The 25,981-nt window shown below is 69.1% G+C and carries 27 protein-coding genes; 15 read left to right on the top strand and 12 right to left on the bottom strand.

Annotation, left to right across the window (positions count from 1 at the left end):
* Window positions 1-31 precede the first annotated feature (31 nt).
* Entirely contained in the window at window positions 32-901 is an 870-nt protein-coding gene (locus J4H86_RS15095) for an amidohydrolase family protein (protein WP_236538226.1), read from the top strand.
* 24 nt (window positions 902-925) lie between these two features.
* Here the strand turns inward: J4H86_RS15095 and J4H86_RS15090 are convergent, their stop codons facing one another.
* Complete coding sequence (locus tag J4H86_RS15090; protein WP_236538216.1) at window positions 926-1,750, bottom strand: NAD-dependent epimerase/dehydratase family protein; 825 nt, start codon at window positions 1,748-1,750, stop codon at window positions 926-928.
* An 86-nt stretch (window positions 1,751-1,836) separates the two neighbouring features.
* The gene (locus J4H86_RS15085; protein WP_236538215.1) at window positions 1,837-2,568 is read right to left on the bottom strand and encodes an IclR family transcriptional regulator; all 732 of its coding nucleotides are present in this window, start codon (window positions 2,566-2,568) and stop codon (window positions 1,837-1,839) included.
* Window positions 2,569-2,695: 127 nt separating this feature from the next.
* On the opposite strand from J4H86_RS15085, the gene J4H86_RS15080 reads away from it, so the two are divergent.
* The 8 genes from J4H86_RS15080 (at window position 2,696) to J4H86_RS15045 (ending at window position 11,395) form a co-directional block, all read left to right on the top strand.
* Window positions 2,696-3,601 carry a 5-dehydro-4-deoxyglucarate dehydratase gene (locus J4H86_RS15080; protein WP_236538213.1) on the top strand — a complete coding sequence of 302 codons (906 nt, stop codon included), beginning with the start codon at window positions 2,696-2,698 and terminating at the stop codon, window positions 3,599-3,601.
* 4 nt (window positions 3,602-3,605) lie between these two features.
* Window positions 3,606-4,865, top strand: a complete 1,260-nt coding sequence (locus tag J4H86_RS15075; protein ID WP_236538211.1) for a glucarate dehydratase family protein — start codon at window positions 3,606-3,608, stop codon at window positions 4,863-4,865.
* Entirely contained in the window at window positions 4,862-6,034 is a 1,173-nt protein-coding gene (locus tag J4H86_RS15070) for a hypothetical protein (RefSeq protein WP_236538209.1), read from the top strand. Before J4H86_RS15075 ends, J4H86_RS15070 begins: the two co-directional genes overlap by 4 nt.
* 6 nt (window positions 6,035-6,040) lie before the next feature.
* A complete protein-coding gene (locus J4H86_RS15065) occupies window positions 6,041-6,652 on the top strand; it encodes a TRAP transporter small permease (RefSeq protein ID WP_236538207.1) in 612 nt (203 codons plus the stop codon).
* A complete protein-coding gene (locus J4H86_RS15060; RefSeq protein WP_236538205.1) occupies window positions 6,642-7,940 on the top strand; it encodes a TRAP transporter large permease in 1,299 nt (432 codons plus the stop codon). The genes J4H86_RS15065 and J4H86_RS15060 overlap by 11 nt, the downstream gene beginning before the upstream one ends.
* An 80-nt stretch (window positions 7,941-8,020) precedes the next feature.
* Entirely contained in the window at window positions 8,021-9,070 is a 1,050-nt protein-coding gene (locus tag J4H86_RS15055; RefSeq protein ID WP_236538203.1) for a TRAP transporter substrate-binding protein, read from the top strand.
* A 53-nt stretch (window positions 9,071-9,123) separates the two neighbouring features.
* The gene (locus tag J4H86_RS15050) at window positions 9,124-10,749 is read left to right on the top strand and encodes a glycoside hydrolase family 55 protein (RefSeq protein ID WP_236538201.1); all 1,626 of its coding nucleotides are present in this window, start codon (window positions 9,124-9,126) and stop codon (window positions 10,747-10,749) included.
* 139 nt (window positions 10,750-10,888) lie between these two features.
* Entirely contained in the window at window positions 10,889-11,395 is a 507-nt protein-coding gene (locus tag J4H86_RS15045) for an SgcJ/EcaC family oxidoreductase (protein ID WP_236538199.1), read from the top strand.
* A gap of 6 nt (window positions 11,396-11,401) precedes the next feature.
* On the opposite strand, the gene J4H86_RS15040 is transcribed toward J4H86_RS15045, so the two are convergent.
* The gene (locus J4H86_RS15040; RefSeq protein WP_236538197.1) at window positions 11,402-12,922 is read right to left on the bottom strand and encodes an aldehyde dehydrogenase (NADP(+)); all 1,521 of its coding nucleotides are present in this window, start codon (window positions 12,920-12,922) and stop codon (window positions 11,402-11,404) included.
* A gap of 319 nt (window positions 12,923-13,241) precedes the next feature.
* On the opposite strand from J4H86_RS15040, the gene J4H86_RS15035 reads away from it, so the two are divergent.
* The 4 genes from J4H86_RS15035 (at window position 13,242) to J4H86_RS15020 (ending at window position 17,234) form a co-directional block, all read left to right on the top strand.
* Entirely contained in the window at window positions 13,242-14,060 is an 819-nt protein-coding gene (locus tag J4H86_RS15035) for an IclR family transcriptional regulator (protein ID WP_236538195.1), read from the top strand.
* Window positions 14,061-14,068: 8 nt separating this feature from the next.
* A complete protein-coding gene (locus tag J4H86_RS15030; RefSeq protein ID WP_236538194.1) occupies window positions 14,069-14,836 on the top strand; it encodes a sulfite exporter TauE/SafE family protein in 768 nt (255 codons plus the stop codon).
* Window positions 14,837-14,960: 124 nt separating this feature from the next.
* Window positions 14,961-15,857 (top strand): hypothetical protein, encoded by an 897-nt coding sequence (locus J4H86_RS15025; RefSeq protein ID WP_236538192.1) that lies wholly within the window; start codon window positions 14,961-14,963, stop codon window positions 15,855-15,857.
* A gap of 372 nt (window positions 15,858-16,229) precedes the next feature.
* Window positions 16,230-17,234 carry an alpha/beta hydrolase gene (locus tag J4H86_RS15020; RefSeq protein WP_236538191.1) on the top strand — a complete coding sequence of 335 codons (1,005 nt, stop codon included), beginning with the start codon at window positions 16,230-16,232 and terminating at the stop codon, window positions 17,232-17,234.
* 4 nt (window positions 17,235-17,238) lie between these two features.
* Here the strand turns inward: J4H86_RS15020 and J4H86_RS15015 are convergent, their stop codons facing one another.
* Window positions 17,239-17,793 carry a TetR/AcrR family transcriptional regulator gene (locus J4H86_RS15015; RefSeq protein WP_236538188.1) on the bottom strand — a complete coding sequence of 185 codons (555 nt, stop codon included), beginning with the start codon at window positions 17,791-17,793 and terminating at the stop codon, window positions 17,239-17,241.
* 116 nt (window positions 17,794-17,909) lie between these two features.
* Between J4H86_RS15015 and J4H86_RS15010 the strand changes: the two genes are divergently transcribed.
* Entirely contained in the window at window positions 17,910-19,127 is a 1,218-nt protein-coding gene (locus J4H86_RS15010) for an FAD-dependent monooxygenase (RefSeq protein WP_236538186.1), read from the top strand.
* A 202-nt stretch (window positions 19,128-19,329) separates the two neighbouring features.
* The gene (locus J4H86_RS15005) at window positions 19,330-19,854 is read left to right on the top strand and encodes a DUF7144 family membrane protein (protein WP_236538184.1); all 525 of its coding nucleotides are present in this window, start codon (window positions 19,330-19,332) and stop codon (window positions 19,852-19,854) included.
* A 71-nt stretch (window positions 19,855-19,925) separates the two neighbouring features.
* On the opposite strand, the gene J4H86_RS15000 is transcribed toward J4H86_RS15005, so the two are convergent.
* From J4H86_RS15000 to J4H86_RS14965, 8 genes are all read right to left on the bottom strand, one after another.
* Window positions 19,926-20,264, bottom strand: a complete 339-nt coding sequence (locus tag J4H86_RS15000) for a winged helix-turn-helix domain-containing protein (RefSeq protein WP_236538183.1) — start codon at window positions 20,262-20,264, stop codon at window positions 19,926-19,928.
* A 9-nt stretch (window positions 20,265-20,273) separates the two neighbouring features.
* Window positions 20,274-20,708: a hypothetical protein gene (locus J4H86_RS14995; protein WP_236538181.1), complete on the bottom strand. Its 435-nt coding sequence runs from the start codon at window positions 20,706-20,708 to the stop codon at window positions 20,274-20,276.
* A 265-nt stretch (window positions 20,709-20,973) separates the two neighbouring features.
* A complete protein-coding gene (locus J4H86_RS14990) occupies window positions 20,974-21,870 on the bottom strand; it encodes a thiopeptide-type bacteriocin biosynthesis protein (protein WP_236538180.1) in 897 nt (298 codons plus the stop codon).
* Window positions 21,867-22,394, bottom strand: a complete 528-nt coding sequence (locus J4H86_RS14985) for a hypothetical protein (protein WP_236538178.1) — start codon at window positions 22,392-22,394, stop codon at window positions 21,867-21,869. Before J4H86_RS14985 ends, J4H86_RS14990 begins: the two co-directional genes overlap by 4 nt.
* Window positions 22,391-24,313 (bottom strand): hypothetical protein, encoded by a 1,923-nt coding sequence (locus J4H86_RS14980; RefSeq protein WP_236538177.1) that lies wholly within the window; start codon window positions 24,311-24,313, stop codon window positions 22,391-22,393. The genes J4H86_RS14985 and J4H86_RS14980 overlap by 4 nt, the downstream gene beginning before the upstream one ends.
* 59 nt (window positions 24,314-24,372) lie before the next feature.
* The gene (locus J4H86_RS14975; RefSeq protein ID WP_236538175.1) at window positions 24,373-25,422 is read right to left on the bottom strand and encodes a PqqD family peptide modification chaperone; all 1,050 of its coding nucleotides are present in this window, start codon (window positions 25,420-25,422) and stop codon (window positions 24,373-24,375) included.
* 141 nt (window positions 25,423-25,563) lie between these two features.
* Window positions 25,564-25,752, bottom strand: a complete 189-nt coding sequence (locus tag J4H86_RS14970; RefSeq protein WP_236538173.1) for a thiocillin family RiPP — start codon at window positions 25,750-25,752, stop codon at window positions 25,564-25,566.
* A 30-nt stretch (window positions 25,753-25,782) separates the two neighbouring features.
* Window positions 25,783-25,956, bottom strand: a complete 174-nt coding sequence (locus tag J4H86_RS14965; RefSeq protein ID WP_236538171.1) for a thiocillin family RiPP — start codon at window positions 25,954-25,956, stop codon at window positions 25,783-25,785.
* Window positions 25,957-25,981 lie beyond the last annotated feature (25 nt).

Raw genomic sequence — 25,981 nt, 5'->3', positions numbered from 1 at the left:
AGCACGTTCAGCCCACGATCGAGGAGCAGATGTGTTGCACGGACACACCGTCATCGACGCCCACGTGCACGCGCCCCGCCTGACCACGGTGCGTCAACCGTGGCTGGACTGGGCGGACGAGTTCTCCCGGGACCACCCGTGGCGTTCGGTGTACGACGCCGCCGGGGACGTCGTTCCCGAACGTATGGCGGAGCTCCTGGACCGGGAGGGGGTGGACATGGTGCTGCTGTTCAGTGAGCAGAGTCCGCGCGCGACCGGCCTCCAACCCGTCGACGACCTCCTGCCGCTCCGCGACCACGACCCCGCCCGGTTCCACCTCGTGGCGACGGTCAACCCGCACCTGCACCATCCGGTGGGCGAGGAGATCGAGCGGCAACTCGACCTGGGCGCGATCGCGCTGAAGCTCCACCCGGTGCACGGCGCGTTCGATCTGTCCGACCGCGATCTGTACCCCGGGTACCAGCTCTGTCAGGAGCGGGGTGTCCCCGTCATCGTGCACTCCGGAATCAGCACCTTTCCCGGCTCGCGCAGTCGATACGGCAACCCCGAAGCCCTCATCGACCTCACCGAGGACTTTCCCGACCTCACCTTCGTGCTCGCCCACGGCGGGCGCGGCTGGTGGTACGACGTCGCGGCGTTCCTCGCCCTGAGCCGGGAGAACGTGTGGCTCGACCTCGCCGGCCTCCCGCCGAGGAAGCTCCCGGAGTACTACGCCCGCCACGACCTGGAACGGCTGGCCGCACGATGGATCTTCGCCAGCGACTGGCCCGGGATGCCCGGCCAGCGTCGGAACGTCGACGCGCTGGCCGAGCTGGGCCTGACCGACCACACGCTCGCGAACGTGCTCGCCGGTAACGCCCTGCGGGTCTTCCCCGGGCTCAGGGACGCCCTGGGCCGCTGAGCCCGCACGGTCAGGAGACGGGGACTACCCCCGGTCGAAGCGAGGCGTCCGCTCCTCCGGGTCGGCCGGCCGCAGACGCCAGTAACCGCCGAGCATGTCATGCGGAGGGCGCGTGGGGTCGGGCTCGCCCTCGGCGGCGATCTTCCTCTCGGCGAACACCTCCGAATCGTCCTTCGGCTCGAATCCCAGGGCGCGGGCCTCGTCCAGCGACAGCCAGCGCCGGGTGTTGTCCGAGACGCCCCAGACCACACGAAACCCAGGGCTGGGGGTGGACAGGCACGTCTCGAACAGGCGAGCCCCGTCGTCGGGCGACAGCCAGTGGTCCAGCATGCGTACGTCCTTGGGCTCCTCGAAACACGACCCGATCCGGATCGCCACGACGTCCATGCCGAAGTTGTCGTGGTACGTGCTGCCCAGCGCCTCCATCGTCGCCTTGCTCACTCCGTAGAAGCTGTCAGGGCGGGGGAACACGTAGTCCGGGACCTCCGACTGGCGCGGGGTGAAGCCGACGGCGTGATTCGAGCTCGCCAGCACGACCCGACCGACACCGGCCCGGCGCGCCTCCTCCAGCACCACGTAGGTCCCGTGGATGTTCACGTGCAGGATGTCCTCCCACGGCCCCTCCACGCTGTGCCCACCGAGGTGCACGACCGCCGTCACGTCGCGCATCGCCTCGCGCACCGCGTCGACGTCGGTCACACTGGCGACCACGACCTCCTCGGTGTCAGTGGGCGCCGCGGGCTCGGCGACGTCGAGCAGTCGCAGCACCCGCCCCTCACGGGCCATGCGGGGACGCAGCAGCGAGCCGAGGCCGCCGGCGGCGCCGGTGATGAGGATTCGTTCGGTCACGTTGGGCTCTCCTTGGTACGACGGCCGCGCGGGGGCGGGACGGGGTCGACGGTCCGGGTGGTCGGATATCCGCTGTGGTGCCCGTTCTACCGGGTCAGCAGGTCGGTGATGCGGCGGGACGCGGCGAGGAGCGCGTGGACGATCTGTTCGCCGTGGGCGTCGTTCAGGCGGGCCAGCGGGACGGAGCAGCTCAGGGCGTCGGTCACCGGGTCGTTGTAGGTGAGCACCACGGCGCGACAGCCCAGGCCCGGCCCCGTCTGTTCGCTCTCGCTGGCGTAGCCGTCGGTGCGCGCGGCGTCGAGCTCGGCGAGGATCGCGTCCCGGTCGGTGAGCCCCTGGGAGCTGAGAGCCTCGGGCTTCGCGGGCACGAGGTCCGCGCCGTCGCGGCGGTTGGCGAGGATCGAACGGCCCAGCGCGGTCGCGTGCGCGGGGAGCCGCCGTCCGACCCGGGAGACCGTGCGTAGGTGGTGTTGGGACTCCCGACTGGCCAGGTAGATGATGTTCGCCCCGTCGAGGCGGGCCAGGTGGACGGTCTCGTTGACCTCGGCCCGTAGGTCGTCCAACACGGGGGCCGCCGCCCGGACCACGGGATCTCGGTCGAGATAGGACGTTCCGGCGAGCAGCGCCCGCACCCCGACCTTGTACCCGCGTGAATCGGTCTCCACCCAGCGGCGGTCCACCAGGGTCTGTAACAGCATGTACAGGCTCGACTTCGGATAACCGAGTATTCGGTGCAATTCCGCGAGGGACAGCGGCGCACTGGACCGGGCCAGTGTCTCAAGGACTTCCACCGTCCGGTCAGCCGACTTTACCGCCATGCCATCCCCACTCCGGGTAATCGCAGGTCGCGAGAACAACCTCTTGACACTGATTGACCCGCATTTTACATTTCTAGCCGCTGTTCACAAGAATGACTTTTGTTCACATACATGAATTGAGATGTCAATGCAGTTGGATGGCCTGCTGTTCTTCCCGCTGACACCGTTCACTCCCACAGGCGAAATCGCTCCTGAGGTCCTGGGTCAGCACGTGACGGCAGGAGTGGACGCCGGGGCCGGAGGAGTCTTCGCCGCGTGCGGCACGGGCGAGTACCACGCACTGGGATTGTCCGAGTACGAGCAGGTGGTTCGCACCGCGGTCGCCTCGGTGGACGGGCGCGTCCCCGTGGTCGCCGGCGCCGGCGGTCCCCTGCCCCACGCCCAGGAGTGCGTTCGCAGGGCCGGGGCAGCCGGGGCGGACGCCATCCTGCTGATGCCGCCCTACCTCGTCAACGGCGCCGAGGAAGGGCTGCTGGAGTACATCCGCCAGGTCGCGGCGGCGAGTCGGTGTCCGATCATCATCTATCAGCGAAACAACGCGCGTTTCACCCCGGAGTCTGTGGTGCGGCTGGCGCGGGAACCCAGCATTGTTGGGTTCAAGGACGGCCTCGGCGACATCGAACAGATGCAGAGAATCGTGCTCGCCGTACGGAATGTGATCGGCGAGGAATTCCTGTTCTTCAACGGCCTACCGACCGCGGAAATGTCGATGCCGGCGTACAAAGCGGCGGGCGTTCCGTTGTACTCGTCGGCCGCGTTCGCCTTTGTGCCCGAAGTGGCGATGCGATTCCACACGGCTCTGCACGCTGGAGACGACGCGACGGTGCGTCGCCTCCTCACCGAGTTCTACCGCCCGCTGGCCGAACTGCGCGACACCGTTCCGGGCTACGCCGTCGCCTTGGTGAAGGCCGGAGCACGCCTGCGCGGGCTGGACGCCGGCGGTGTGCGCGCTCCCCTGACCGACCCGAATCCGGAGCACGAGGCCGCGCTGGAGCGGTTGATCGCCGCCGGACTGAGAACCGTACAGGAGTAAGCCAGTGCGGATCCGTGACATCACGGTCACCCCGGTCGCCTTTCGTGACCCCCCACTGCTCAACGCGACGGGCGTGCACGAGCCCTGGGCCCTGCGCACCGTCATCCAGGTCCACACCGACGAGGGCCTCACCGGTCTGGGCGAGACCTACGGTGACCTCACGCATCTGAACAAGGTGCGCGACGCCGCCGCGGCTCTCGTCGGCCTCGACCCCTACCAGCTCCACGCCGCCTACACCCGCGTGATCACCAGTGTCGGGGCGCAGGTGTCCACCGACCAGCACGGGCTGACCGGAGCGGGCAGCAACCAGAAGACCGTGGACGCCGTCTACTCCCCCTTCGAGGTCGCGCTGCTCGACATCCAGGGCAAGGCCGCCGGCCGGCCCGTCGTCGATCTGCTCGGTGGAGCCGCGCGGCCCTCGGTCCCCTACAGCGCCTATCTGTTCTACAAATGGAGCCGACACCCCGGAGAGGATGAGGACGCCTTCGGACCGGCCCTGGACCCAGCGGGAATCGTGGACCAGGCCCACCGGTTCGTCGCCGACTACGGCTTCGCCTCCATCAAGCTCAAGGGCGGGGTTCTGCCCCCCGACCAGGAGATCGAGGCCGTCCGCGCCCTGCGAGAGGCGTTCCCCGACCATCCGCTGCGCCTGGACCCCAACGCCGCCTGGACACCGGCGACCTCCATCCGGGTGGGCCGCGAACTCGACGGCATCGTCGAGTACCTGGAGGACCCGGCTCCCGACATCGCCGGCATGGCCGAGGTGGCGCGTTCCGTACGCGTGCCGTTGGCGACGAACATGTGCGTCGTCACACACGAGCACCTTCCCCCGGCGGTGGCGGCCGGCGCGATCGGTGTGCTGCTCATTGACCATCACTACTGGGGCGGGTTGGTGCGCTCAGCTCAGGTGGCGGCCACGTGCGCGACCTTCGGTATCGAGCTGTCGATGCACTCCAACACGCACCTGGGGATCAGCCTCGCCGCGATGACCCACCTCGCCGCCGCGGTGCCGCAACCGACCCACGCCTGTGACACGCACAACCCGTGGCAGGACGGTCAGGACGTGATCGCCCCCGGGGCCCTGCGCTTCGTCGACGGAGCGGTCCCGGTTCCCGAGGGACCGGGGCTCGGCGTCGAGCTCGACCCCGACGCCCTGGCCGTGCTGCACGAGCAGTACCAGCGCTGTGACATCCGCCGGCGGGACGACACGACGTACATGCGCCGCTTCGAGCCCGACTTCCAGCCCAAGAGGGGGTTCTGGTGAGCACGTTCTACACCTATCCCTGGGACGTGGTGGGCGATCCCGGCGCCGCGGAACGGATCGCCGGACTCTCGACCCAACGGGTCGCGGTGGCCGCCGCGTATCACTCGGCCCGCGCCGCCACTCCCCACCACCCCCGGCACCGGATGGTCGACGTGCGGCACGCCGCGTCCTACGTCCCGGTACGTCGCCACGCCTGGCGGGACAGTCGCCTCGTTCCCGCCCCGGCACCGTGGGTCGACGGTGAGAACCCGTACGGGAGCGCACAGGAGGCGCTTCGTGCCGCCGGACTGCTTGTCGACGCCTGGGTCGTCCTGACCCACTCGACCCGACTGGGCACCGAGCACCCCGACCTCACCGTGCGCAACGCCTTCGGCGACCGCTACCGCTACGCGTTGTGCCCCGCCGCCCCCGACGTCGTCGACTACTGCGAACGCCTCGTCACCGAAGTCGTCGGGCAGACCGCGCCGGACGGCGTCGTCCTGGAGGCGTGCGGACCGTTGGGGGCGAGCCACGGCGGCCACCACGAGAAGACCGACGGCGCGGAATGGGGCCCGGTGGAGCTCGCCCTCCTCTCGCTGTGTTTCTGTGGCGCCTGCCGGGCGCGGTACACCGACGTCGGGGTCGATCCCGAGGCGTTGGCGGATCGCGTCCGCGCGGGGGTCGACGGCCCCACCCGGCCGGCCTCCGTGGAGGAGGCCCTGGGGGAGTACGCGGAGACGGTCCGCGCACTGCGGGCCAGCCTCGTGTCCGACCTCGCGGAACGGCTGGTGGAACGGGTTCGGGAACTCGCTCCGGGGACACGGGTCACGATGCACGCCGCGTCCGCCACCTGGGCCACGGGACCGTTCGCGACCGTGGCCCAATTCGTCCCCGCGGTCGACTGTCTGGTCGGTACGTGCTGGACCCCCACCGAGACCGCGACAGCGGAGCTCGCGGCCCTGCGGGCACTGGCCCCACCGAACGTGGACGTGGGCGCCTACGTCCTCGGCCTGCCTCCCACGCCGGCGGATCCCGACCACATGCGCCGCCTCCTGGAGGCCTACTCCGTCGCCGGGGCCTCGGAGTTCCACATGTACCACGCCGGACTCGCGTCGCGGCGGCGTCTCACCGCGATGCGTACCGCGTTGCGGGCCCACGACGGAACCCCGACCCTCGACGGAGGTGAATGAGTCGCCATGAACGCACCCGAACGACCCCCCACATCGGGACGGTCCCCCCTGGTACGCACCGCGCGTGGCGTGCTGTGGGCCGTGGACACGGCCACCAACGCGCTCGCGCTCTGCGCCCTGGCGTCCATCGTCGTCGTCATCACCTGGACGGTGTTCGGCCGCTTCATCCTGCAACAGAGCCCCGGCTGGGGGCCGGAGATCGCGCTCGTCCTCCTGGGATGGATCGGCTTCCTCGGGATCGCGATCGGTGTCAGGGAGAACGGGCACATCGCCGTCACCTTCGTCGTGGACAGGCTGCCGCGTCCCGCGCGCCGCGTCATCGGTCTCCTCACTCCCCTCGCGTTCCTGGTGTTCGGCGCCTACCTCGTCGTCCAGGGGTGGGACTTCACCCAGGCGATGATGCGCAACACCCTCCCAGCGACGGGTCTACCGACCGGCGTGCAGTACGCCGCCATGCCCGTCTCCGGCGTCCTCATCAGCGTGTACAGCGTGCTGCACCTGTTCGGCATGGACACGCGTCGCTACGTCGACACCGAGCCCGATCCCGCGCAAGCCCCACAATCCGAGGTTGAAGCCGCCTCCAAGGACATGAGAGTCGAGGGCGAGCATGATCGTTGATCCCCTCGCAGTCGTGCTGTTGATCGGCGTGTTCGCGCTGTCGCTGCTGTTGCGGATTCCGGTCGCGCTCGGTCTCGCGATCTCGGCGCTGAGCACCGCGCTCTACCTGGGCATCCCGTTGCCCCTCATCGGCCAACAGATGACCAACGGCCTGCTCTCCTTCCCGCTGCTGGCGATTCCGCTGTTCATCCTCGCCGGCGAGATCATGGGCGCCGGCGGCATCTCCCGACGCCTGATCGACTTCGCCAACCTGTTCATCGGACGCCTGCGTGGCGGGATGGCGCTCCTCAATGTCATATCCAGCACCTTCTTCGGTGGCATCTCTGGTTCGGCCGTCGCCGACACCTCGTCCATCGGTTCGGTGATGGTCCCGGTGATGCGGCGCACCGGGTACGACGCGAAGTTCAGCGTCGGTGTCACCATCTCCAGCTCGATCCAGGGCGTGCTCATCCCGCCGAGCCACAACATGATCATCTACGCGCTGGCCGCCGGTGGCGGAGTGTCCATCGGGGCGCTGTTCATGGCCGGCATCCTGCCCGGACTCCTCCTGGGGGCCGTGTTGCTGGTCACGACCTACATCCTCGCTCGGCGACGCAAATACCCCAAGGGGGAGCGGATCCCACGCGGTAAGGCACCGCGCGTCGTGTGGGAGGGGACGCTCGGACTGCTCACCCCCGTCATCATTCTCGGCGGGGTCATCACCGGCATCTTCACCGCCACCGAGTCGGCCGCGATCGCCTGCGTGTGGGCCCTCTTCGTCGCCATGGTCGTGTACCGCGAACTGACGTTCAAGGGCCTGGTGCGGGTCCTCGCCAACTCGATGCGGACCCTGGCGGTGGTGCTGTTCCTCATCGCCTCGGCGGGCGCCTTCGGCTACCTGTTGACGGTGCTGCACATCCCGGCCGCCCTCACCGCCGGGCTGACCGGTGTGTCGGAGAACCCGATCGTGCTGCTGCTGCTGATCAACCTGCTGCTGCTGGCGCTCGGCGCGATCATGGACATGGCGCCCCTCATCCTCATCGCCACGCCCATCCTGCTGCCGGTGGCCACCAGCATCGGCATGGACCCGATCCAGTTCGGCATCATGCTGATGCTCAACCTCGGGATCGGTCTCATCACGCCCCCGGTGGGCGGCGTGCTGTTCGTCGGCGCCGCCATCGGGCGCACCACCATCGAGGACGCGACCCGCGGTGTCCTGCCCTTCTACGTACCGATGGTGGTGGTCCTCCTCGCCATCACCTTCGTCCCCGGGCTGTCCCTCTGGCTCCCGTCCGTACTGAACCTCTAAGGCCCACCCGACCCCCGGCGCACACCGCGCGGACACCCCGCCGCGCGCCATCGTTCCCACTACTCACCCTTGGAGCCACCATGGCACCACAGTTCCCCACCCCCTCCAGCCCTCCGCACCGACAGCACGCACCGCGCCGTCCCGGGGCGTGGAAGGCCGCCACCGTTCTGGGTCTGGCGGCCAGCATGATGCTCACCGCGTGCGGCGGTGACGCCGAAGACGGTGACGACAGCTACACCTGGTCACTCGCCGAGAGCCACCCCGACGACTACCCCACCACCCTGGGTGGAGTCTGGTTCACCGACGAACTCCGGGAACGGACCGACAGCCGCATCGACGTCACCTCCTACGCCAACGCCCAACTCGGCGAGGAACGCGACGTCCTGGAACAGGTCCAGATGGGCGCCGTGGAGATGACACGGGTCAGCGCCAGCCCGGTCTCGGAGTTCGTCCCCGAGTGGGGGCTCTTCTCCCTGCCCTACATCTTCGACGACGCCGACCACATGTGGCGGTTCCTGGAGAGCGACTACGGCAACGAGATGCTGGAGGGACTGCGCGAGGGCGGGTACGTCGGGCTCGGTTACTACGAGCCCGGGGCCCGCAACTTCTACACCTCCGACACCCCCATCGAGTCACCGGACGACCTCGCCGGACAGAACATCCGGGTCATCCCCGGCGCGGTCAACACCGACATGATCGAGGCGATGGGCGGTTCCCCCGTCAGCATGGACTACGGGGAGGTCTACGGCGCCCTGGAGTCCGGTGTGATCGACGGGGCGGAGAACAACGAACCCAGCTTCGTGAGCAGCGGCCACTACGAGACCGCGACGCACTTCACCCGGGACGGACACCAGCGGGTCCCCGAGGTCCTCCTCATCAACGCCGACCTGTGGGACTCCCTCAGTGAGGAGGACCAGGAGCTGATGCGGGAGGTGGCGCAGGAGTCCATCCCCTACCAGCGGGACCTGTGGGACGCGGAGGTCGAGGAGTCGATCGAGATCATGGAGGAGGCCGGCGTCGAGGTCTACGACGTGGACGTCGCCGAGTTCCAGGACGCCGTCGCCGACATGGTGGACGGGTACCGCGACGACTTCGGCGAGGCACTCGACGCCATCGACGAGGTGCGGTGAGTCACGCCGCCACTCCCGCGACCCCCCACGCAGGTGAAGGAGAGTGACCACTCATGATCGGACGAAGGACGTTCCTCGTCGGTAGTGCCGCGGTGGCCGGTGTCACGTTCACCGGAACCGCGCACGCCGACCAAGGCGGAGCGGGACGGCTCTGGCAGGAGTTCACGGAGACGCCCTACTCCCACCCACAGATCCCCAACGTGGCCCACGCCGGATACCGGGGCGGCGAGACGCCGCCCCGGCCGGCGGTCGCCGCCAACGTCCTGCGGTACGGCGCGGCGAAGGACGGATCGGCCGACGCCGCGGACGCCATCAACCAGGCGATCGAGGACGTAGGGCGGGCCGGAGGTGGCGTGGTGCTCATGCCGGCGGGCACCTACCGCGTCGACGACGTGATCCGGATCGGATACGACGACGTCGTGCTGCGTGGTGTTGGCAGCGGCAGCACGATACTCCGTCCCACCCGGCACCTCACCGACATCGTCGGCGAGCATCGCAGCCAGCACGGCGGTGACAGCAACGCCTGGTGTTGGACCGGGGGACTGGTCTGGGTCTGTCACCGGGACCGCTACGCGGAGCTCGTCGACCAGATCCAGCGGACCACTGTCGCCCCAGAGCGCTGGACCGGCGACACCGTGCTCTCCGGGATCAGCGAACCGGCGGAACAGGGCGACTTCGCGGTCCGGGTCGCCGACCCCGCGGCCCTGAGCGTTGGTCAGCGCGTCCTGCTGCGGTTGGACGACAACGGCGACCACAGTCTGCTCCGGCACATGTGTGGGGAAGTGGAGGGCACCTTCACCTACCCCTGGGGGGACATGGACCGGCTGTTGGGTTCGCTTCCCTACACCTGGCCGGTGCGGATCGCGGGGATCGACGGCGACGTCGTCGAACTCGCCCAACCGCTCCCCCTGGACGTGCGCCCCGAGTGGGAGCCGGCGTTCACCACCACCGGGCCCGTGGTCACCGGCGTCGGGGTCGAGGGCATCACGATCGAGATGCCCGAGGCCGAACAGGCCACGCACCTCCAGGACCCCGGTCACAACGGGGTCATCTTCCAGTGCGCCTGGGACTGCTGGGGCGACGACCTCGTGGTGCGCGACGGCGACAACGGGTTCGTGTTCACTTGTGCCAAGAACGTGACCCTCACCCGGACGGTGGTGTCGGGAAGGGCGCGACACCACTCCTACATCTGTCGGGAGCAGTCGCACGACAACGTCGTGGACGACTTCGTCATCGACGAGGCCACCACGGAGCTGACGGACGGCGCCATCCACCACGGCATCAACGTCGAGGGCCTCGCCTCGGGCAACGTGTGGTCCAACGGGCGGATGGACAACGGCACCTTCGACAGCCACCGGGGCCTGCCCTTCGGCAACGTGCGCACCGACATCGTCGTCAACAACGACGGGCGGCACGGAGGCGCGGCCCAACAGGGGCCGCTGCTGGGGGCGAGGTTCGCGCACTGGAACGTCACGGTCACCAACGGACGGGCCGGGTGCGTGCGGATCGACGAGATCGCGCCCCGCAGCGCGACGGTCGGCATCTCCGAGGTCAGTGACTTCGGTCAGATCCCCGGGCCGGACTTCACCGGTGACCTGGAGAGCCGCCTGGAGAGCTACGGAACGCCCGGGATCTCACCGGGGAATCTCTACCACGCGCAGCGCGATCACCTGCGCTGAGGGGATGACCCGGCGCGATTTGTGACTCCGCCGGTGGCGCGACGGACCGCCGTCGCGCCACCGGCGGCATTGACCTCGAGTTAAGTTGAAGTTACAGGGTGGGCATGACCGTCCGGAAAACTCCAGAACGGAGGACGTCATGGCCTACACAACCGGTGGCCGAATCCCGTCCGAGGCTGACCTGGCCGCGATCGAGACCCTCGTCGGCCAACTCCAGTCCGCGCAGCAGCGGGCACGGGCCGAGGAGTTCCTGGACCTGTTCGCCGGAGAGGCGATCTGGACGACGGCCCACGGGAAACTACTGCCCACCAGGGACGCGATCGAGACGTTCACGCGCACGGTCCTGCCGCCGTCCGTCGACGCGCCCGTGACCGCGACCTTCGACATCGAACACATCCAGTTCCTGCGCGACGACGTGGCGGCCGTCAAGATCCGGCAGCGGCCGATCACCCGCGGCGGTGACCGGCTGGACGACGAGCTGGTGGCGGCCGGCGACCTGGAGGCCGGCGTGCGGGAGAACCCCGACCGCCTCCCCGGGACCCCGATGCACGTCCTGGTGAAGGACGGAGGGCGGTGGCTCATCGCCGCCGCCCAGAACACCAAGGTGGTCGACCCCGAGGAGGTGGTCGCGCGGTTCACCGGATGATCATGCTCATCCCCGGTCGGGCAGCACGAGGTTCCCGTCGACCCGGCGCGGAACCTCGGACGCGCCGTCGCGAAGCTCCGACGGCAGCGCGGCGGCGGGTGCGTTCTGCCAGGTGTACGGACGCAGGAACCGACGGATGGCGGTCGGCCCCACCGAGGTGTGGACCGCGTTGGTGGACGGCCACGGACCACCGTGGTGTTGCGCCCACGACACCGCCACACCGGTCGGGAAGCCGTTGAACACCAGCCGGCCGGACAGGCGCTGCAGTGCGTCGAGCACCCCTGCCCGCTCCTCCGCCTCGTTCTCCTCCAGGTGCGCGGTCGCCGTGAGGGAGGGCTCCAGCCGGTCCAGCGCGGCCAGCAGTTCCTTCTCGTCCCGGTAGCGCGCCACCACGATCAGGGGGCCGAAGCACTCCGCCGTCAGGGACTCGTCCACTTGGTCGGCCGGAACGCTCAACGCCACCGCCTGGGCGGCGATCGCGTCCCCGGTCGCGGCCTCCCCACGCGCGAGTTCCGACACCGAGTCGACACCCGCCATGGCCTCGCTTCCCCGGTCGAACATGGCGCGGATGCCCTCGTTGAGCATCAGGTGCGCCGGGCGTTCCGTCGTGGCGCCGGACAGGGCGTCGACCAGGCGGTCGCCGTCGGGCGTCGCGGGGACGAAGGCCAGGCCCGGCTTGGTACAGAACTGGCCCGAACCCAAGGTGTAGGAGCCGGCGAGCCCCTGCCCGATCTCCTCGGCCCGCTCCCGCGCCGCCGCGTCGGTGACGACGACGGGGTTGAGGCCGCTCAGCTCTCCGTAGAAGGGGATCGGGTCCTCGCGTTGGTTGATGAGGGCCAGCAGGGCCTTCCCGCCGTTCAGCGAGCCGGTGAACCCGACCGCCGCGATCGCGGGATGCTGGACGAGCTGGGCGCCCGCCTCCCGTCCGTAGACGAGTTGGACGGTGCCGTCGGGGGCTCCGACGCGCGTCGCCGCCGCGCTGAGCGCCTCGCCGCACAGCCGCGAGGTCAGTGGGTGCGACTCGTGCGCCTTGACCACGACGGGGCAGCCGGCGGCGAGGGCCGAAGCGGTGTCGCCGCCGGGCACCGAGAAGGCGAGCGGGAAGTTGCTGGCGCCGAAGACCGCCACCGGGCCGAGGGGGAGCAGCATGCGCCGCAGGTCCGGCCGTGGCCCCATCGCGGTGTCGCCGGCGTGGTCGATCGACGCCTCGAGGTAGCTCCCCTCGTCCAGGGTCTCGGCGAAGAGACGCAACTGGAAGCCGGTGCGTGTCAGTTCGCCGTTCAGGCGCGGCGAGCCGAGCGCGGTCTCGCCGTCGGCGGTCTCCACGATCGCGTCGGTGCGGGACTCCAGCTCCTCCGCCATCGCACGCAGCAGCGCCGCGCGCTCCGAGCGACTCCATCGACGCAGTTCGTTGAAGGCCGTCGCGGCGCGTTCCGCCGCGGCGTTCACATCGTCGGGCGTGCTGGGGGTGATGCCCGTGGGCACGCTCGCTCCCGTACGGGGGTTCGTGCTGAGCAGTTCCGTCATGGCGAGGGCCTGCCTCCTCAGTCTTCGGGTTCAGCGTCCGAGGTCATACTGCCGTCTGCTGTTTTCCCTCTTTGGGGCGGGGCCGGAGTCCGGTCTCGGTACCGCGACCACCGAGTGGGGAGTCGAGTGTCTATCTCCCTATGTAGTCGATGATCCCACATTGCAGACGGATGACCGAATCTTGGTACGCTGTTCGTGGTCCACCGAATCGCGAACACGCGCTGACCGGGGACCTCGGGGCACCGAAGCGGCGGCCGCGCGGGACAACGCGCACGGCTCGCGTACGGTCCAGGGGCCAAGTGGAACAGGGGGCGACGTCATGGGAGGCACCCAGTCGCCCAGCGGCGTCCGCGACGTCAAGTCCGCCGCCCGCACGGTCGAGCTGTTGGAGCTGTTGGCGGCCCGGGAGAACCGCCCGACCACGTTGCGGGAGCTCAGCGAGTCGCTGGACGCACCCCGCAGTAGTGTTTACGCGCTGGTCCGGACCCTGATCGACCGAGGGTGGGTGCGCGCCGACGCCAGTGGAACCCGGTACAGCATCGGGATCCGTACCCTGCTGGCCGGTACGACGTACCTGGACACCGACGAGCGTCTCCGGCTCGTCCGCCCCCACCTGCACACCCTCAACGCGGATCTGGACGAGACCATCCACTTCGGTCGGCTCAACCGGGGCGACATCGTCTATCTCGCGACCAAGGAGTCCACGCGTTACCTGCGGCCCTACAGCCGGGTCGGGCGGCGCCTCCCCGCCTACAGCACGGCGATGGGCAAAGCGCTTCTCGCGGACCGCGCGGGGCCCAACCTGGATGAGAACCTCCCTCGTGCGGCCGTGGCGCTGACGCCGAACACCCGGGTGAGCCACGAGGACCTGCTGCGCGAGCTGGAATCGGTGCGTGAACTCGGCTACGCGGTCGACCACGAGGAGAACTCCGTGGGGGTCGCCTGCGTCGCCGTGGCCCTGCGCTACACCAGCCCCGCCGTGGACGCCATCAGTTGTTCCCTCCCGGCGTCAACGCTGACCGCCGAACGGATGAACGAACTGGTCACGTCCCTGATCCGGGTGCGCCACGGGATCGAGGACGTGGTGTCGAGAACCCGGCCGCCGGGGCCGGAGTCGAGTACGAGCCAGGCGGGATGATCTCAGTAGTGGACTTGACCTCTGCCTCGTTCCTCTTCGGCGCGGGTGTCGCTTCCGGACTGGTGGGGTCCATCGCCGGACTCGCCTCGCTGTTCAGCTATCCGGCGCTCCTCGCGGTCGGGCTGCCGCCGATCGCCGCGAACGTCACGAACACCGTCGCCCTGTTCTCAACGACCGTGGGCGCCGCGGCCGGCTCCCGCCCGGAACTGCGCGGGCAGGGGCGCCGCCTCCTGTGGCTGATGGGTATCGCCGTGGTCGGCGGTGGGGTGGGCGCCTTCCTGTTGCTGCGCACGCCGTCGGAGATGTTCGAGCTCGTCGTTCCCTGGCTGATCGCCCTGGGGTCGGTCGTCCTGCTGTTCCGCGACCGGATCCGCACCGCCGCCCGCAGGCGAGCCCCCGCCAGCGCGCGCCTCCGCCCTTCGCCGCTCCTCGCCGTGGCCGTCCTCCTGGTCGGTGTCTACGGCGGCTACTTCGGAGCCGCCGCCGGCATCATGATGCTCGCGGTGCTGTCCATCGCGGCCTCCGAACGTCTCGCCGTCACCAACGCGGTGAAGAACGTGGTGACGGGAGCGGCGAACCTCACCGCCGGTGTCGCCTACGCCATCCTCGCCCCCGTGGACTGGGCGGCCGCCGGATGCCTGGCCCTCGGGTGCCTCCTCGGCGCGTGGATCGGCCCCGCCATCGTCCGCCGTCTCCCCCAAGCCCCGCTGCGCGTCGGCATCGCCCTCGCGGGGATCGCCCTGGCCGTCCACCTGTTCCTCGGCGCCGTCAACTAGACGCCCGTTCGCATCAGCCGGGGGGATTTCCCGCGCATGGTGGACATCAGTATCGTTGTCGCGCTTCGGACGAACTTTCGCCAAATCACTGCGCGTGATCTTCCCTGCGCACTAATCTCGCGCCATGCCAACTCTCGAACACGAGTACGTGCTCCACCTGTGCAGGAACAGACCCGAGATGGTGGTCGAGCTCCTCCGTGAGTGCTTCGGCGCGGACTTCCCCGCGGACGCGCCGGTCAAGCTCGACTGCGGGGACTTCGGAGAACCCGAAGTGCACGAACGGCGAAGCGACACCGCGCTGTTGGTGCAGGTGGACGATGCCGGAACCTCCCACGGGCTCATCGTGGAGTCCCAACGAGCCTTCGTCGAGCAGAAGTACCGCCGCTGGGGCGTGTACAGCAGCACCATGGCCGACCGGTACGACTGCAAGGTCGACGTCGTGGTGTTCTGCCCGGACCAGAACATCGCGGATCGGTACGACGTCCCCTATCACCTGGGAAATCGATACGTGATGCACGTCTACGTGATCGGTCCCGATCGCGTACCCGTCATCGACGAGCCCGCCCGGGCCGCCCAGTCGCCGGAGCTGGGCGGCCTCTCCGCCGTCGCGCACGGCCAACGCGGTGGCGTCATAGACGCCCTGCTCACAGGCCTCGCGGACATCGACCCCGACCGTGCCCAAAGTTACACTGAGATCCTGTTGGCGCTGCTGCGCCCGGCAGACCGCACCTATGTGGAGGACGCTGTGGCCGTGGGAACCTTCGAGTACCAGAGCGAGTTCACTCAACGCCTCGAGGCCAAGGGTGAGGCGAGAGGTGAGGCGAGAGGTGAGGCCAAGGGGAAGGCCAAGGGGAAGGCCGAGGGGAGGGCCGAGAGTGTTCTCTCGGTCCTGGATGCGCGGGAGGTGGCCGTCGACGACGCGACCCGGGATCGGGTCCTCGCCGTCACCGACGACGACCAGCTCGACGCTCTGGTCCGCCGTGCCATCACCGTGACCAGCGCGGACCAGCTCTTTGAGTGAGTCGCCGGACGATCGTTCGACTGTGGGCGCGGGAGCGCGTCCTCTGCCCACGGTCCGGTACCGGAGCGAGTTCACCGAACGCCTCGAGGCCAAGGGTGAGGTGAGAGGTGAGGCCAAGGGGAGGGCCGAGAGTGTTCTCTTGGTCCTGGATGCGCGGGGTTTGTCTGTGGATGACGCGACCCGGGGTCGCGTCATGGCTCTCACGGACAACGACGAACTCGACGTCCTGGTCCGTCGTGCCGCCACGGTGAGCAGCGTGGACCACCTCTTCGACTGAACCTCGGCCGTTGGTCGTTGACGCGCCGTGCGTATCGCGGGTGCGAGCCGGGGATAGTGACAGGACGGCGCGCCCCCGGATACAGGAGTCCCCCCATGTCGAATCCCACTGTGCCCGAGTTCCCCGCTCGTGGCGGTGACCTGCCGTGCGTTCCGTTCGATCCCGAGCTCGTGCCGGGGTTGGAGGTGCACCGCCGGGCCATCGGGCCGGACCTCGGGGCCGACGACGTGCTGGAGCGACGAAGGATCATGAACGCGGTGACGCCCTCCGTCGACCGACTGCGGCGTGACGGTCGGTTCGAGGTCGAGAACCGGAGCGTGCCAGGGCCGTCCGGAGCCCCGGACGTTCCCTTGCTGGTCTGTCGGCCGGTCGGCGTGGGGGCGTCGCTTCCCGCCGTGTATTTCTCCCATCCCGGCGGGATGGTGGTGGGGAACAACCGGTTCGGTCTGGACGACGTCCTGGATTGGGCCGAAGAGATGCCCATGGTCGTCGTGTCGGTGGAGTACCGGCTCGCGCCGGAGCATCCACATCCGGCGCCGGTCGAGGACTGTTACGCCGGGCTGGTGTGGCTCGCGCAGAACGCGGAGGCGGTGGGGGCGGACCCCGATCGGCTGCTGGTGGCCGGGGTCAGCGCTGGTGGCGGGCTGTCGGCCGCGCTCGCCCTGATGGCGCGGGACCGCGGTGGACCGCGGCTGGCTGGGCAGGTGCTCGTGTGCCCGATGCTGGACGACCGGAACAACTCTCCCTCCGCCCTCCAGATGGGGAACCACGGGACGTGGGGTCGTTCGGCGAACACGACCGGGTGGCGGGCGCTGTTGGGCGACGCGGCGGGCGGTCCGGACGTGTCGCCGTACGCCGCGCCCGCGCGGGCCGTCGACCTCTCGGATCTGCCACCGGCGTTCCTCGACGTCGGGTCGGCCGAGAACTTCCGGGACGAGGTGGTGACCTACGCCAGCCGACTATGGCAGGCCGGAGGGGAGGCGGAGCTGCACGTTTGGCCCGGCGGTTACCACGGCTTCGACACTGTGACGCCGGAGGCGGCGCTGTCCAAGGACGCTGTCGAGGCCAGGCGCCGGTGGCTCCGGCGCTGGTTGGGCTGAGCCGTCAGCTTTCTGACGCTCTCCGTGGCTCCAAGGCACGCAGTGCGGCCTCGACGGACTCCGCGCGGAGGGTCTCGTACGGCGCGTCCAGTGGGAGGACGGCGCAGTCCTGCAGCCCTCCGAGTGCCGACGTGGCGCGGACCCGGGCCGCGGGGGTGGCGTCGGGGCCAAGCAGGGCGGTCTGGACCTCCGTGCGCCACCGTAGGATCTCGCCGACCAGGTTCAGTGTCTGGAACACCGAGAGGTCAGTGAACCACAGGGCGAACACGGCCCGGTGGCGGTAGGAAAGGTCGAACTCCCGCTCGAACACGGTGCGCGGGTCGCTGACGCGTTCCTCGCGGAGAGTCTCCAGCATCTCGGTGCTGTCGTCGACCAGGGGCTGGACGATCTCGCGCAGAATGTCGGTCTTGGACGCGAAGTGGTAGTACAGCGCGGCCTTGGTGATACCGAGGCGCTCGGCAATCTCCCGCAGACTGGTGCGTTGGTAGCCCTGACTGGTGAACAGCTCCAGGGCCACCCGCAGAATCTCGGCGCGGGTGTCGGCTCCTCCTGAGGCCACGGCCCACCTCCGTTCTCCCGCCAGAGTAGATCACTCATCGGACCCCGGTGACTTACTCGACGCACGGTAAGCGTCTCACTTACCGTGCGGCCAGTAGGCATATTCGGGGAGGCACGATGAAACGAGTGTTGATCTCGGGGGCCAGCGTCGCCGGGCCCGCGCTGGCGTACTGGCTGGCGCGCTACGGCTTCGACGTCACGGTGGTGGAACGTGCCCCCACCGTGCGTAAGGGCGGCTACAACATCGACGTTCGCGGGGTGGGCATCGACGTGGTCGATCGGATGGGCATCCGGTCCGACCTCCAGGCCGCCCGGACCGGTCTGCGTGGGCTCACGATGACCAGCGAGGTCACACCCACGCCCATCGACGTTCCGGTGGGGGCCTTCACCGCCGGCGAGGGCGACCACAACATCGAGATCAATCGGGACGCGCTGTGCGCTCGACTCTTCGCCCTCACCGAGGGGCGGGTCGACTACCGTTTCGACGACTCGATCGTCGCCCTGCGCGACAACGGGACCGGCGTGGCGGTCGACTTCCACCAAGGACAAGGCGCCGAGTACGACGTGGTCGTGGGCGCGGACGGCCTGCACTCCACCACGCGTGGACTCGTGTTCGGTCCCGAGGAGCGCTACGCGCACGCACTCGGTGCCTACGTGGCGTTCTTCTCCGTGGCCAGGGAGGAGCTCCCGCATGGATGGGGCGAGATCGCCACCAATCGGCGCCGGATGGCGGGCGTGTTCGCCAACCAGTGGGGAGAGACCAAGGCGTTCCTGGCGTTGCGGGACGGTGGGAACGGGACGGTCGCGCGGAGTGACGCGAGCGAACAACGGCGTTTCCTCGCGGAGGTCTTCGTCGACTTCGGAGGGCGGGTGCCTCGGTTGCTGGAGCAACTGTCGGACGCGTCGGACTTCTTCTTCGACTCGATGAGTCAGATCAAGATGGACACGTGGTCCAAGGGGCGGGTCGTCCTCCTGGGGGACGCGGCGTACGGGCCGTCTCCGGCGTCCGGCCAGGGGACGTCGCTGGCGTTGGTGGGGGCCTACGTGCTGGCCGGAGAGCTGGCCCGCCACAACGGCGACCATCAGCGGGCCTTCCCCGCCTACGAGGAGCGGATCCGGGACTTCGTGACACAGAACCAGAGGATCCCCGGCACTGGGCTTCCGTTCCTGGTTCCCGCGACCCGGCGCGGCACGTGGGTGCGTGACCGGTTCCTTCGCGTCGCGCCCCATCTCCGGGCGCTGAGCGGACTTCAGCGCTACCTCGACCCCATCCACCGGGCCGCCAACGCCATCGACCTTCCCGACTACCGGGAGATGGTGCTCCCCTCGGAGTGAGCCGGTACCGGGACCGCGACGCTCCGCTTCCCGAGAGCACTGGTCGCGCTCCGAATAACCCTCGCGACACGCGGTATTGCCGACATTTTGCCGACTTCTGAACCATTGGGACTGGAATCACCTGGGCCTGCTGTTTCAGGGTGGACCTGGGAGCCGGAGTCCGGATGCTTGGCCCCGGCCAGCGTATGAAGGAGTGGCGCAGATGGAATTGAGAACAGCCAACGGTTGGCAGTTCTTCGCTGCCACAATGTTGCTACTCGCCGGGGCGTTCCATGTCGTGCAAGGACTGGTGTCCTGGTGGCAGCCGGAATTCTTCGTGGTCGCGGAAGGGAACTTGTTCCTGTTCAATTTCGTGGTCTGGGGAATCGTACTGGTGGCCTGGGGTGTCGTCGTTGGCCTGACGGGTCTCGCCTGTCTCACGGGACAGACGTGGGCTCGTGCCGCGGGTGTCACGGTCGCGGCCATCAGTGTCCTGGTGCAGTTCGCGTTCATGGTCGCCTACCCGTTCTGGTCGATCCTCGGGATCGTGGTCAGCCTGATGGTGATCTACGGCCTGACCGCCGGGTGGAACCGTGGTCGGATTGACCAAGGGACGACACAGGAAGTCGGTACGGCCGAGCGAGCCTACCGATCCGGTCGGCGTGACGCCGAAGGCGCGCCCGCCCCGCGAGTGGAGAGCGAGGACATCGGCGATCGCACCGGACGACACCAACAGTCAACCGGATAGCGATGCGATAAGCACGGGGTCGGACTGGTCAGCCCGGCCCCGTCGCCACGTCGGCACACCGATGCCGGGGGTCACCCTTCGGTGTCGGCGTCCACGGCCGAGCCAAACACGGGGGCCGCGCCGCTGGCGATGGCCCGCAGCGCCTCGGTGTGCTGGGCGAACGCCGCCCTGCCCTGTGGCGTCGCTGTGATGTAGGTGCGGCGGCGCTTGCCGATGAAGGTGCGTTCGATCTCGATGTACTCCGCGCTCTCCAGGATCGAGAGCTGCTTGGACAGGTGCGAGTCGGTGATCTCCAGAGCGTCGCGCAGGAACTGGAAGTCCACCCGGTCGACGGAGACCACGGCGGCGATGATCGAGTACCGGATCGGCGCGTGGATCGTCTCGTCCAACTGCTTGCGAGGGTGCGTCATCGCCTGCCCTTACCGCGATCTGGCGCCGTCCCGGCGCAGCGTGATGTACGCGACCACGAAGGCGGGGGTCGCGGAGAGTATCGCACCCGGTCCCCACCACAACCACTCACCGGGAAAGACGACCCGGCCGACCGTGGAGGTGACGGTGTGCAGCACGGCGATTCCCCCGACGGTCATGACGAGGTGCATCGTGAGGTAGTTGCGTGGAAGGGTGGGGCGTGACCACGCGTAGGCGCCCGCGGCGACCGCGGCTCCCAGGACGACCAGCGTGACGGGGATGTCGAGGGCGGTCCCGCCGTGGCTGGCGCCGAGCAGCGCCGTGCCGACCAGGGTGACCACCCCGAGGGTGACGGCGGCGAAGGCGCAGTGTCGAGCGTTGTGGCGCATCCGCTCCTGGAGGGTGTCGGCCGCCGCGAGTTGCTTGGCCGCCTCGGTGTGATCCATTGAGTGGTCCATGCTGGATGTCCCCTCGTCGCGGTCCGATGCTGATAACCAGTATGGCAAGAACTTGCCATGTTGGCAAGTAGGGCTGACCTCGCGCCGAGCGGGGCCAGTCCGTAAGGAACTCGCCGGGAGGGCCCCACGATCGGCGGGCCCCGCGTGTGGCCGCCTCACCGATGGTGTCATGACGGCAGGACGCGCGGATGGCTGGTGGCCATGCCCTGTGTGGGGCATGGCCACCAGCCATCCGTCCCGTCGCGTGCCGTGCCTATCGCATGCTGGTGGTCACCATGCCCAGCAGCGCTTCCTCCGCGGGGACGAACCCCCACCGGTTGATGTCCATGTGCAGGTAGTTCAGTAGGAGGTCGAGCCTGTCCACACCGGAGTTGGACCGCGTCACTTCCTCGAAGGTGGCGACGACCGACGCGACGTGCGTGCGCACGGCAGCGACGTCGACATCGGCGACCACCTCGCGCACCCCGGTGACCGTCTCGCTGACGAGGTCGGGGACCGCGGCCTTTCCCTGGGACATCACCAACTGCCAGCCCCACTGGCGGCGGTGGCGCAGCCAGAACTCCTTCCAATCCTCCGGGGGGAGGGCCGTGGTGACGAGCTCCCGCATCAGCGTCGTCGCCAGGGCGGCGCGCCGGAAGCGACGTGGTGAACGGTGCGGAAGGTTGTCGGCGTACCAACGCGCCGAGGCGGTGAACAGCCGCTCGGCCGCCTCCACGCCCGCCGGCCCGCCGTACTTGTGCATCTCCGGGGCGTAAAGGCCGGGCGCGACGCGAACCGCGCCCGACGCGTCGCCGAAGAGTCCGTTCGCGATCAACGGCTCGCCCCGCGCGTCGGGAGGGATCTTGTCCAGCGCGAGCCACAACTCCGGCATGCGGGAGTGCAACCGGTCCACCCCATCGGGAGCGCACCGAATCCGTAGCCGGAGATGCGGGCCGACCATGTCGATGTAGCGAAGGAAGAACCAACGGTCCGCGTTCTCGGACGCAGCGGCCTCCCGCAGCCACGGCACCAGAACGTCGCAGGCCGCGTCCATCAGCGCGCCGCTGCCAGGGTAGGCGCGGACGTACCACCAGTCGGAGTCAGGAGGCTGGTGCGGTTGGTCGAGGATCGAGTCACGGGCGGGACTGGGGTGGTCGGTCACTTCCGTCATTCCCCCACCTCCTGGGTTCGGGACCAGTGCATGAGTGTGATGTGCTCCGTCGCGCGCACCGCGCCCGACAGGTCCCGGTCCGGATGAGCCGTCGGTTCGGGCAGGGCCTCCGCGACCCGAACGTGGTGGGTGTCCCTTCGCAACCACCCACGCAGGGCGCGCAGCGACAACGGAGAACGCAGGTCCGCCCACATCGGCTTGTGGCCCCCGTCGCGCATCAGCTCCAATCCGCCGAGCTGGTGCAGGAACACGACCTCGGGAATGCCGTGCCGGGCGCGGAACTCCTCCATGCCGAGGACGAGGTCGCGGTCATTGTCCGCGCTCTCCAGGGGGAGGGCCTCGGTCGGGACGATCCATGACGCGCGTTTGGTGACGAGGCGACCGTCCTCGACGCGCGGCACGACCGCGACCTCGCTTCCGCGGTACTCCCCGAACTCGAACGGAAGGGAGTGGTCGTTGTCGGCCGACGCGTTGATCCAGGGGTCGGCGAGAACGGTGAGGAGGCGGACGAAGGGGGCCATCATGTGTTGCGGAACCAGCCCCAGGTAGGCGAGCCCACGACCCCGCCCGACCGGTCGACGAGGGTGAGGGTGTCGTTGTCGGGGTCGTGCACCAGCCGCGTTTCGTCCAGCGTGATCGCGTTCGGTGTGGGAACCTCGCCGGGCAGGGTCACCGCCGGGAACATCCCCGAACACTCGGCCTGCGCGGTGTTGGCGTCCGCTCCGACGATCAGTTCGCGGACCGCGGTGTCGCCCCACAACGTCGCGACGTGTGCGCGGAGCCGTTGGGTGAACTCCGGCCCCAGAAGACGCCGGAACCGACTCAGCAGCCCGCCGGTCCCGGCGTTGAACTGGTTGACGACCAGCCGATGGCGCCCGGCCTCGACGTCCTTCCACTCCGTGGCGCGAAGTTGGAAGAACGCCGCCGCACTGGGTGGCGCGCTGGTCGGCCCCACCGGCAACCACGCCCGTTCACCGGGATCGGCGTAACAGGCACGGTCCGCGGCGTGGGCTCCGTCCACCAGCGGGCTGTTGTCGCGGTCAACGCTCAGGCGCATCAGGAAGCCGAGCACGTCCTCGCATCGTCCCCCGGTGCCGTACTCGGCCACGAAGCGGTTGACCAGGACGTCGTACAGGTGGGTCCGGAACACGTACGGCCGTACGCGCCGCGCGAGTTTGTCCAGGTCCGCTCGTACGTGCTCGTTGTCGCGTGGGTTCCACAGGTCGGTGTCGGTCTCACGGTCCTCGTAGATGACACCGGCCGACGCTGCCGCACCCCAGTCGTCGCGCAACCACGGGCGGGTCACCTCGCGGACGCGGATCGCGGACTCGACGCGGGTCGTGGCGTCGGCGTCGGCGGCCCCGGCGCCCAGGCGACAGGCCTCGGCCAGGTCGGCGACGGGGATCGGACCGGAGCCCGGTTCCGTCGCCGTCCCCGCGAGGCGCCGCGCCAGTACGGCCAGCGGATCCTCGTCGTTCGACCACGGCGGTATCGGTTGGAACACCCCGCTGTGAAGGAGCCGTCGGAAGCGTTCGAACGGGCGCTCACCGCCGAGGGCACGCAGGATCTCCTCGAGACGCAGGTCGTCCCGTCGGTCGGGGGCGAAGCCGTCCAGCCAGCGCCGGGCGTGGTCCGCCTCCATCACGTGGTCGAAACGCCAGGACTTCCCGCCGCCGACGCTGAGATCGGCATGGAGGAGCAGACCGTTGGGGCTCTCCTCGCCGCCCCCGCGAACGGGTGCCGCTCGGTAGCGGAACAGGTGGGCGGTCTCCTCCGCCGCGCTGAGCTGGCGCAGCGCGTGCAGGGCGACGTCGATGCCGGTGCGACTGCACGCGCGGCCGCCGCCCTTGGTCCCCGCCACACCGACCGTCGTCAGTCCGGACAGGGGGCTGGTCTTGAGCGCCGTCCGGGTGACGTAGGAGTACAGGGTTCTGAGGTCCCGCGGTGAGGGGGCGGCGTCGGACGGGCGGCCGTACCGGAACCAGTCCGGCGCGACGACCGCGAGTGACTCGGCGAACCGCGGTTCGTTCAGCGTGGCCTTCATCCGGGCCAGTGCCTCGGATCCGTCGCGGGCGAGACTTTCGTCGAGGGAGATGTGCAGGAGATCCCGACGTTCGGTGAGATCCCGCCATCGCCGCACCAACCCCGTGAACGTCTCGCCGCCTCGGTCGCAGAGGGCGTCCAGCGCGGCGTCGGTCCATGGCAGTGAAGCGAGTCGGTGCGCGGCGCGTTTCCCGGCCAGTGCCTTACGCCGCAGGGAGGCGTCGTCGTCGAGCCGGGGCACCAGGACGAAGCAGGCGTCCACCAGGTCCGGCGACAGCTTCTCGAGCTCTTCGGTCACCTGGACCACGTCGCGCAGTAGGCCCCTCGTGGCATCCGTGGTCAGGCGACACACGTCGACGGGCAGCCCGCCGACCCGGGTCATGACCAGGGGGGCGAACATCGCGTCGTGGTCTGGTCGCGCACGAAGGTCCTGCGAGTTCCCAACCGGAGGGCCGGCCATCATGAATGGAATCTCCCCTCGACAAGAGAGACGGCAAGGGCGAAGAAGTTGAGCATCGCCACAGCGATCATCCCGACGTAGAGCAGGCAGCACGTGGCGTAGGCGAGGTGGGCCGCGCGCGCCCTGAGGGACACTCCCTGGAGGTGACGCGGGAGGGGCCGCCGGGTGACGGTGTTGGCGAGGATGGTGAACGCGCGTCCGCGCGCGTCGACCAGCCCGGTTCCGGCCTCGATCGCGGCGTATCCGTCGCTGGGCAGCAGCGGATTCAGGTTGATGACGAGGCCGATGACCTGGAGCAGCAGGAGAGCTGTCGCGACGTCGCTGACGAATCCGGTACCGAGGAACGCCACGAGCGCGGTCGTTCCGGCGATCCACCCGTCGGCCATGGGTCCGGCGAGGGCGAGCAGCACGCGGGGGCCACGGCGTTGGAGCCGGTAGGCGTCGGTGCGGTCGACGTAGGCCAACGGCATGAAGTAGAAGAGCAGCGCGACGCCGAGCCCACGGACCGGGACGCGACACACCTGGGCGACCAGCGCGTGGCAGCTCTCATGCACCAGCGTCTGGGCGATCATCAGGCCGCACGCCACCAACAGCGCCGGACCGATCATCTGCTCGAGGGGAGGAGCGGTACCGACGAGGACGCCGATCGCCGTCAGGTAACCGAACACCGCTCCGAGCCCGGACAGAACGGCGATGAGGCGCTGTGGACCGCCTCGGATCACCGCGGCGAGTGGTTCCAGCAACGTCGGCAGCGCGCGCGATACGACGAAGCGTGGCATCAACTGCGTGGTCTGGAAGCGACGCACGCGGCTGTCCCCGTCCGTGTCGGGGCTCGATCCGACCAGCAGTCCGGAACTCGCCAGGGAGTCCAGGAAGGAGTTGACGCTCTCCTGGAGTCTCGCCGAGTCGGCGGTGGCCGCCGAGACCGACTGGACGAGGTCGTCCCTCGCTCGGCTGCCGTCCAGTAGGGGAAGGAGTCTTTCTCCGCTGCGACTGATCCGATGGTATCGACCGGAGAGGGGGTCGAATATCAGGGGAATGTCATCCATTCCGCGGAGGATTTCTAGATCGCTCCGGAGCTGGGGTCTCGACGGTGCGGACATATCCACCCTTTGCTTGTTCTCGACACCTCACCAGGCCGTGAAGGGGGGCTCGGCGAACCTCCTGATCCCGCCGAGCCCCCGGTGCTCCTAGCTCACGCAGTTCGCCGACGAGATCGACAGCGCGCTGCTGGCGGGGCAGCTCGTACTCGACGCCGTCGACGCCGAGCTCCAGGTGCCCAGGGAGAGGCCCTCACGAAGGGAGCTCACGTTGAAGTCGTCGTCGTCGAATCCGACCGCGACGAGATCGATGTCGTTACTGTCCTGCGAACCAGACATTCGTTCTCCTCAATGTCGTCGATAAGGGGTTCAGCTCCACGCGCAGCTTGCCGAGCTGAGGCTGGCCGCGGAGGATCCCGGGCAGGAGGCGGTGGACGCCGAGCTGCCGCAGGCGAAGGTGCTCAGGGCCCCGCCCTCGGGGAGTTCCTCGACGGTCAGGTCGTCGTCGGTGGAGTACAGGTAGAGCTCAGGCGCGTCGTTCATGGTGACTCCTCACTTCGTTGCGGAT

Source organism: Spiractinospora alimapuensis, assembly GCF_018437505.1.
GTDB lineage: Bacteria > Actinomycetota > Actinomycetes > Streptosporangiales > Streptosporangiaceae > Spiractinospora > Spiractinospora alimapuensis.
The sequence above is the reverse complement of the archived record's forward strand: the minus strand, read 5'-3'. Positions and strand labels throughout refer to the sequence as shown.

Excerpts from the sequence above, each read along its gene's own strand:
- J4H86_RS15005 (WP_236538184.1), top strand. The coding sequence starts at position 19,330 with ATGGAATTGAGAACAGCCAACGGTTGGCAGTTCTTCGCTGCCACAATG.
- J4H86_RS15025 (WP_236538192.1), top strand. The coding sequence starts at position 14,961 with ATGCCAACTCTCGAACACGAGTACGTGCTCCACCTGTGCAGGAACAGA.
- J4H86_RS14985 (WP_236538178.1), bottom strand. The coding sequence starts at position 22,394 with ATGATGGCCCCCTTCGTCCGCCTCCTCACCGTTCTCGCCGACCCCTGG.
- J4H86_RS14980 (WP_236538177.1), bottom strand. The coding sequence starts at position 24,313 with ATGTTCGCCCCCCTGGTCATGACCCGGGTCGGCGGGCTGCCCGTCGAC.
- J4H86_RS14975 (WP_236538175.1), bottom strand. The coding sequence starts at position 25,422 with ATGGATGACATTCCCCTGATATTCGACCCCCTCTCCGGTCGATACCAT.
- J4H86_RS15080 (WP_236538213.1), top strand. The coding sequence starts at position 2,696 with ATGCAGTTGGATGGCCTGCTGTTCTTCCCGCTGACACCGTTCACTCCC.
- J4H86_RS15085 (WP_236538215.1), bottom strand. The coding sequence starts at position 2,568 with ATGGCGGTAAAGTCGGCTGACCGGACGGTGGAAGTCCTTGAGACACTG.
- J4H86_RS15035 (WP_236538195.1), top strand. The coding sequence starts at position 13,242 with ATGGGAGGCACCCAGTCGCCCAGCGGCGTCCGCGACGTCAAGTCCGCC.
- J4H86_RS15050 (WP_236538201.1), top strand. The coding sequence starts at position 9,124 with ATGATCGGACGAAGGACGTTCCTCGTCGGTAGTGCCGCGGTGGCCGGT.
- J4H86_RS15040 (WP_236538197.1), bottom strand. The coding sequence starts at position 12,922 with ATGACGGAACTGCTCAGCACGAACCCCCGTACGGGAGCGAGCGTGCCC.
- J4H86_RS14970 (WP_236538173.1), bottom strand. The coding sequence starts at position 25,752 with ATGTCTGGTTCGCAGGACAGTAACGACATCGATCTCGTCGCGGTCGGA.
- J4H86_RS14965 (WP_236538171.1), bottom strand. The coding sequence starts at position 25,956 with ATGAACGACGCGCCTGAGCTCTACCTGTACTCCACCGACGACGACCTG.
- J4H86_RS15000 (WP_236538183.1), bottom strand. The coding sequence starts at position 20,264 with ATGACGCACCCTCGCAAGCAGTTGGACGAGACGATCCACGCGCCGATC.
- J4H86_RS15020 (WP_236538191.1), top strand. The coding sequence starts at position 16,230 with ATGTCGAATCCCACTGTGCCCGAGTTCCCCGCTCGTGGCGGTGACCTG.
- J4H86_RS15045 (WP_236538199.1), top strand. The coding sequence starts at position 10,889 with ATGGCCTACACAACCGGTGGCCGAATCCCGTCCGAGGCTGACCTGGCC.
- J4H86_RS15055 (WP_236538203.1), top strand. The coding sequence starts at position 8,021 with ATGGCACCACAGTTCCCCACCCCCTCCAGCCCTCCGCACCGACAGCAC.
- J4H86_RS15010 (WP_236538186.1), top strand. The coding sequence starts at position 17,910 with ATGAAACGAGTGTTGATCTCGGGGGCCAGCGTCGCCGGGCCCGCGCTG.
- J4H86_RS15065 (WP_236538207.1), top strand. The coding sequence starts at position 6,041 with ATGAACGCACCCGAACGACCCCCCACATCGGGACGGTCCCCCCTGGTA.
- J4H86_RS15060 (WP_236538205.1), top strand. The coding sequence starts at position 6,642 with ATGATCGTTGATCCCCTCGCAGTCGTGCTGTTGATCGGCGTGTTCGCG.
- J4H86_RS14990 (WP_236538180.1), bottom strand. The coding sequence starts at position 21,870 with ATGACGGAAGTGACCGACCACCCCAGTCCCGCCCGTGACTCGATCCTC.
- J4H86_RS14995 (WP_236538181.1), bottom strand. The coding sequence starts at position 20,708 with ATGGATCACACCGAGGCGGCCAAGCAACTCGCGGCGGCCGACACCCTC.